Consider the following 1,362-nt stretch of genomic DNA (forward strand, 5'->3'; position numbering starts at 1 on the left):
ATCAACCGTCACGGCGGCAGCGCCATCGGCCTGACCGGTAAAGACGCCGGGCTGATTCGCGCGAAAAAGCTCACCGTCACCCGCCAGACCCCGGAGATGACTCAACCGGAAATCATCGACATCGGTCAGGTAGGCGAAGTGGTCGGGATCAACACCGAGCTGCTGAACCTGCTGGTCAAAGGCAATTTCATCCCGGTGATCGCGCCGATCGGCGTGGGTGAAAATGGCGAGTCGTACAACATCAACGCGGATCTGGTGGCCGGTAAAGTCGCTGAAGCGCTGAAAGCCGAAAAGCTGATGCTGCTGACCAACATCGCGGGCCTGATGGACAAATCGGGCACGGTGTTGACTGGTCTAAGCACCCAACAGGTCGACGACCTGATCGCCGACGGCACCATCTACGGCGGTATGTTGCCGAAGATCCGCTGCGCACTGGAAGCGGTTCAGGGCGGCGTAGGTAGCTCGCTGATCATCGACGGCCGCGTGCCGAACGCGATCCTGCTGGAAATCTTCACCGATACCGGTGTGGGCACGCTGATCAGCAATCGCAAGCGTCCGTAAGCTACACAAACGAAAAGACCCCGCTCAGCCTGACTGAGCGGGGTCTTTTTTTGCCTGCTTTCGGCGATCAGACGCCGAACTGGGCGCGGTACGCTTCCACGGCCGGCAAATGCTGCTTGAGCTGCGGATCATCAGCGAGGAACTCCAGCACCTGATTCAGCGAAACGATGCTGATCACCGGAATGCCGAAATCGCGTTCCACTTCCTGGATCGCCGACAATTCACCATTGCCGCGCTCCTGGCGGTTCAGGGCGATCAGCACGCCGGCAGCCTTGGCGCCGTCCTGGGAAGCGATGATCTGCATCACTTCGCGGATCGCGGTGCCGGCGGTGATCACGTCGTCGATGATCAGCACTTCACCGGTCAGCGGTGCGCCGACCAGGCTGCCGCCTTCGCCGTGGGCCTTGGCTTCCTTGCGGTTGAAGCACCATGGCAGGTCACGGTCGTGATGCTCGGCCAGCGCAACGGCAGTGGTCGCCGCCAGCGGGATGCCTTTGTAGGCTGGGCCAAAGAGCACGTCGAAGGCAATGCCGCTTTCGACAATGGCCGCCGCGTAGAAACGACCCAGTTGCGCCAGGGCAGAACCCGAGTTGAACAGGCCGGCATTGAAGAAGTAAGGACTGGTACGCCCGGACTTCAGGGTGAACTCACCGAAGCGCAAAACGCCGCGATCGATGGCAAAACGAATGAAATCGCGCTGATACGCTTGCATGAAAAAAACCCCAAATACCACGGATTTAGCTAATTAGCTTGACGCCGTGGGTCATAGACGCTCGCGAGTTTGGGGGGGATGTATGCGGG

Annotated in this window: 2 protein-coding genes; one reads left to right on the forward strand and one right to left on the reverse strand. The window is 60.0% G+C overall.

The genetic code is table 11. The features are described from left to right. Nucleotides 1-561, forward strand: a 561-nt coding sequence (gene argB / locus ACIOVB_RS26410; RefSeq protein WP_401272148.1) for an acetylglutamate kinase, incomplete at its 5' end; no start/stop codon positions are given. A 67-nt stretch (nt 562-628) separates the two neighbouring features. Here argB and pyrE read toward each other — a convergent pair. Further along, entirely contained in the window at nt 629-1,273 is a 645-nt protein-coding gene (gene pyrE, locus ACIOVB_RS26415) for an orotate phosphoribosyltransferase (protein ID WP_187680344.1), read from the reverse strand. Between the last annotated feature and the right edge of the window lie 89 nt (nt 1,274-1,362).

The sequence above is a fragment of the Pseudomonas sp. NPDC087639 genome (assembly GCF_044743385.1).
Classification (GTDB): domain Bacteria; phylum Pseudomonadota; class Gammaproteobacteria; order Pseudomonadales; family Pseudomonadaceae; genus Aquipseudomonas.